Here is a 4744-nt window from a genome sequence, read left to right as displayed (position 1 = left end):
TTTTTTTTATACCCCCCCCCCCCGGGCCGCGCCCGGGGGCGCCGCCGGGGGCCCGGGCCCGCCCCCCCCCGCCCCCCCCCCCCGGGGGGCCGGGGGGCCGGCTGTTGCGCGGCGGTCCTCAGTGCACGAGGAGGGCCTTGACGCCCGAGAGCACCGGGATCAGCTGGTACCGCCCGTCGCCGGGGCCGCAGGAGGGCTTGGTGTCGGGGGTGTTGGAGATGTTCGTCCCGGCCTTGAAGCGTCCGTCTCCGCTCGGGGCGAAGGTCGTGAGGTGGTCGCGGTAACCGTCGAAGTAGTACATGCACTGGTGCAGGTTCAGGTAGTGCCCGGACGTCAGGTCGTAGGGTTCGGCGGCCGTGTAGACGTTGGGCTCGTAGCGCCCGTCCCCGGGGCCGCAGACGGCGGCGGGGACGGGGGTGTCGGAGACGTCCGTTCCGGCCCTGAACCGCCCGTCCAGGCTCGGGACCAGGGTTGTCATGAGGTCGAAGTTGCTCGCCCCGAGCGGGCTGTTGTAGACGCACTGGTGCAGGTTGAGGTACCGGCCGGCCGGGGGCTGCGAGGTGATGGGGGCGGGGCCGGATGCGGCGGGAGCCGGACCGGCCAGTGCAGCGACGGACTGGGCGGCGGCTACGAGCGCAGCGGAGCGTGGGGCGAGGCTCATGGGGGTTCTCCGTGACGGGGCGCGGCCACTTCGGGCGAGCAGCCGTGACGCAGGAGGCTTCCCGGGGCGCAGCGGCCCGGGGCATCACGCTTGTGGAACTTCACCTGAAACGACCGGGCGGCGGGGGGCGGTGAATTTCGTCCCGGGCCGCTGGTGAGTTTCGCCTCGGATCCGGTGAGTTTCGGGTGTTGCCGCAGGTCAGGGGCTGGTGAGAACCCCTCGTGCTACGCCGTCCGGGTGATGGCGGGATTCGGCACCTCGGCGCGGTGGGCAGAGCCTGCGGCATGACGACACCTTCGCGGTGCCGCCCGGCCGCTACCCATGACGGACCTCGTCGTGGCGGGTCTACTGCGTGCTAGGCGGGCATGCGAGCCGCAGGCGTGGTGCTGGCGGCAGCGGTGTAGGCGCTCCCGTCTCCGGTGCGGCGTGGAACGCCTCGATCACGTAGGCAGCGAAGCGGCGAGAGGACGTGAGCCGGGCGGCACGCGGCGCGTCTTGGAGGCCCCGGTGGGCCATGAGCATGAGGATCAGGTCGTCGACGACGACGCCGGGGTGGAGCTGGCCGGTGTCCTGGGCGCGGCGGGTCAGTTCGGCAACCCTGCGCGAAGTCCGCTCTCGGTCGGCGGCGAAGTCCATGGCCTCGGGGAAGGCTGTCATGAAGGCGTCGGCGAATCCCCGGCTGTGTGCGTGGAGTTCGCAGATGCGCTCGACCAGGCTCCGGAATCCGTGCCACGGGTCCGGGTCTGCGAGGGCGTCGCGGACGGTGGCGTGGCAGGCTCGCCGCTGCTCGGCGAAGGTCTCCACGATCAGTGCCTGCTTGGTCGGGAAGTGCCGGTACAGCGTGGCGGGGCCGATGCCTGCCTGTCGGGCGACCTCGCGCATGGGCGCGTTCAGGCCCTCCTCGCTGAACACCGCGCGGGCGGCGTCCAGGATGCGGGCCCGGTTGTCGCGGGCGTCGGAGCGCGCGATGTGAGGCAAACGGTCGGTCATGGCCTCTCACTTTAGCCAATTGGACGGGGGCGTCCGTTACGGTCCGATGGCGGTGACGCCGCCCCGCCCCGCCACCCTGCTGGTGGTGCCTCGGGCTGGGGAGCCGGGCTCGCCGCTCACGGTCGCAGCAGTTGTGGCCCGTTCGTTCACCGGCCTAAGGAGCAGAGATGAAAGCCGTCGTGATCAGGGAGTTCGGAAACCCTGACGGTCTGGAGGTCGTCGACTTGCCCGTGCCCGTCCCTGCCCCGGGGCAGGTGCGGATCACCACGGAGGCCATCGGGGTAGGCGGCGTGGACGCCGTGATCCGCCGGGGAACGCTCGCCGCGTACGGCTTCCGGGAGGGCCATCTCCTGGGCAGCGAGGTGGCGGGTAGCGTCACCGCGGTGGGAGAGGGCGTGGACGCTTCGTGGATGGGGCGGCGGGTGTGGGCGTTCACCGGCCTGTCCGGCGGGTATGCCGAGCAGGCCGTCGCCTCGGTCGAGGACGTCCTTCTGCTGCCTGACGGCCTGACCGGCGTGGACGCGGTGACTCTCGGCGGTTCCGGTGTGGTCGCCCACTTCGCCCTGGACCGCGCTCGTTTCGCGCCCGGCGAGACGGTGCTCGTGCGCGGTGCGGCGGGCAGCATCGGGATCACGGCGGTCCAGCTTGCAGCCAAGGGCGGTGCGGGTGCGGTGGCGGTCACCACCTCATCGGCGGAGCGTGGCACCCGCCTGAGGGACCTGGGCGCGACCCATGTCCTCGACCGCTCCGGCGAGGGCGGCTCGGACGCACCGTCGGGTTTCGACGTGGTGATCGATGTCGTGGGAGGTCCTCAGCTTTCCCTGTTCCTGGACCGGTTGAACCCGAACGGCAGGTATGTGGCTGTCGGCGTGGTCGGCGGGCAGCCGCCGGCGGACTTCGGCATGCGGCTGATGGACGCCTTCCGCAAGTCGCTGTCGTTCGCCACCTTCAGCTCCGACACCGTGCCCGGCTCCGACAGGCAGGCGGTGCGGTCGTCCCAGTTCGATGATGCCGCGCACGGGGACCTGCGCACGGTCGTGCACGAGGTGCTGCCGCTGGACCAGGCGGTGCTGGCTCACCGAGCAATGGACGCGGGCAAGGTATTCGGCAGGGTCGTGCTGGCGCCCTGAGCCGGGCAGGAACGGTGTTCACGGCGCACTACCGCAGCAAGGCCGACCTGGTCCGCGCCGGCGGGTGACTCCCGTTGAGGGGCTGGTGTGCGGGGTCGGCCGTACCCGGGCGTTTCCGTCCGGGTGTTCGGGGTGTGCCGCCGTGTTGTGTCCCGACCTGGATGGCCTGTGGGTGAAGAGTTATGAGTTCGTGTCGGATGGTTCCGGGCTGGGTGGTACGGTCCCGACCACAGGTCTAGACAAGTCAATGATCGTTCGGTGAGGGGAAGTTCGTTGCGTCGCTCTGCTTCTGCTGCTCTGTCCACAGTCGTATCCATCACGTTGCTCTCGGGGTTCTGGGCCGCTTCCCCGGCCCAGGCGGCCGTCTCGGGGACGGCACCCGCAGACTTCACCGGCACGGTGTCCCTCAACTCCACCGGTACGGTCGACAGCGAGGCGGTTGTGACCCTCTCGGGTACCTACCGCTGCTCAGGGCCTTCTTCCTACGCCGTCGTCAACAGCTCGGTGGGGGACAGGGTCGCCATCAGCACGTCTGTCATCTGTGACGGTGCCGAACACGTGTGGGTCAACCATGGCAGGCCCAACCCGGGGCCTCTTGTGAGGGCCGGTCAGGCCGAGGTCACTACGCGCTTGCAGCGGTGGGAAACAGGGAGCAATGGCTTCCCGCGCATTGTCACGCTCGCGGTCGATCGGAAGAGCGTCGATCTGCAGGCTGCTGCGCAGTGACGCAGGGCCCGTCGGCACGCGGGACGGACTCGTGCTCGTCGTGACGTGACCGCGGACGACCTGGTGGGGGAGCACCGGCGCGCGGAGGGCGGACATCGGCAGGCAGGACCCGTTCTCCGCGGAGTCCCACGAGCCCGGCCCGAAACGCCTTGCCCAGCCGCCCCGATCCGCTCGTCTTCCGGGGAGCCGCCAGGACGATGGCCGAGTCCGTCCCGGCCGTGGTCGCCGCCGACCGCCTCCCGGAGATGACCGACGGGCAGAGCCGGGCGATGGCCGAGGCCACCAGCGCCGGCAGCGCCCAGCCGATCCGCACCGTCGACACCCTGGGCTGCGCCCCGCGGCAATGGCCGGGTCCCCCGCGCTCGTCGGCGTGGGGTACCCGGCCACCAGCGTATCGGCGGGTATCCGCTGCCCCCGGCCGGACGGCCGCACCCTGTGGTGCCCCACCGCCGCCGGACGCCGCGCCGCCGTCACCACGCTTCCGTCCGGAACCGAACTCGCCGCGCTGCGCCCGGACCAGCCGAGGACACCGGCGGCGTACTGCGAGCACGCGCTCGACGTCGCCGCCAGCGCCGGTCTCGTCATGGCGGAGGACGGGCTGAGTCGGCTGCGGCCCGGGGCGCTTGACTTCCGCATCGTCCTGGTGATCCCGGCCTCGACCGTGCAGGGCCTGGCGCCTGGCGTACGCGGGCTGGTGGACGGCGCCGTTCGTGGTCTGGCTCGTGGTCCTGGCCCTCGGCCGGATGCCGCAGCCGCTGTACGAGGCGACGGTCGCGGTCCTGCGCTACCGGATGCGCTACACCGCCTACCTGACGATGCTTTCGTCGGCCTACCCCAAGGGCATGTTCGGCGAGGAGCCGGGCAGCGAACCGGAGGGCCCGGCGTCGGCCACCCGTCCGCTGGACCTCGGCGGCGCCGGGCGCGGCCTGCTCGTCCTCTTCCTCCTCCTCGGCCTGGCCTCCTGGGCGACGGGGTCGGTCACCGCCTCGGTGAACTCGGACGACGACTTCGACAACGACGAGGTCACCGACCCCACCCAGAGCGTCCTCGGGCCCCTCGTCCCGGGCCTCGCCGACCGCGTGCCACAGGGCCCGCCCGCCGCCGCCGGCTGTGCCGAGGGACGGTTCCCCGTGGGGGGGGCGGGGGGGCGGGGGGCGGGCCCCGCGGGCCGGGCCGGGGGGGGGGTTGTGGGGTGGGGGTGGGGGGGGGGGGCGGGTGGTGTGTTTTGGGGGGGGGT

General features: G+C 72.0%; 5 protein-coding genes. 3 read left to right on the top strand and 2 right to left on the bottom strand.

Going from position 1 to position 4744, the window contains the following annotated elements; translation table 11 throughout:
* Nucleotides 1–118 precede the first annotated feature (118 nt).
* Nucleotides 119–661, bottom strand: coding sequence for a hypothetical protein (locus tag ACFV6I_RS19225; protein WP_380426505.1), 543 nt, complete (start codon nucleotides 659–661; stop codon nucleotides 119–121).
* A 345-nt stretch (nucleotides 662–1006) separates the two neighbouring features.
* The gene (locus tag ACFV6I_RS19220) at nucleotides 1007–1651 is read right to left on the bottom strand and encodes a TetR/AcrR family transcriptional regulator (RefSeq protein WP_380426503.1); all 645 of its coding nucleotides are present in this window, start codon (nucleotides 1649–1651) and stop codon (nucleotides 1007–1009) included.
* Between the two features lie 167 nt (nucleotides 1652–1818).
* Here ACFV6I_RS19220 and ACFV6I_RS19215 point away from each other — a divergent pair, with 167 nt between their 5' ends.
* The 3 genes from ACFV6I_RS19215 to ACFV6I_RS19205 all read left to right on the top strand — a co-directional run.
* Nucleotides 1819–2781: a zinc-dependent alcohol dehydrogenase family protein gene (locus ACFV6I_RS19215; protein ID WP_380426501.1), complete on the top strand. Its 963-nt coding sequence runs from the start codon at nucleotides 1819–1821 to the stop codon at nucleotides 2779–2781.
* 258 nt (nucleotides 2782–3039) lie between these two features.
* Nucleotides 3040–3507, top strand: coding sequence for a DUF6299 family protein (locus tag ACFV6I_RS19210; RefSeq protein WP_380426499.1), 468 nt, complete (start codon nucleotides 3040–3042; stop codon nucleotides 3505–3507).
* A gap of 710 nt (nucleotides 3508–4217) precedes the next feature.
* A partial coding sequence (locus tag ACFV6I_RS19205) for a DUF4389 domain-containing protein (RefSeq protein ID WP_380426497.1) occupies nucleotides 4218–4744 on the top strand: 527 nt, incomplete at its 3' end.

Origin of the sequence: Kitasatospora sp. NPDC059803 (assembly GCF_042732255.1) — a bacterium.
GTDB lineage: Bacteria > Actinomycetota > Actinomycetes > Streptomycetales > Streptomycetaceae > Kitasatospora.
The sequence above is the reverse complement of the archived record's forward strand: the minus strand, read 5'-3'. Positions and strand labels throughout refer to the sequence as shown.

Excerpts from the sequence above, each read along its gene's own strand:
- ACFV6I_RS19215 (WP_380426501.1), top strand. The coding sequence starts at position 1,819 with ATGAAAGCCGTCGTGATCAGGGAGTTCGGAAACCCTGACGGTCTGGAG.
- ACFV6I_RS19225 (WP_380426505.1), bottom strand. The coding sequence starts at position 661 with ATGAGCCTCGCCCCACGCTCCGCTGCGCTCGTAGCCGCCGCCCAGTCC.
- ACFV6I_RS19220 (WP_380426503.1), bottom strand. The coding sequence starts at position 1,651 with ATGACCGACCGTTTGCCTCACATCGCGCGCTCCGACGCCCGCGACAAC.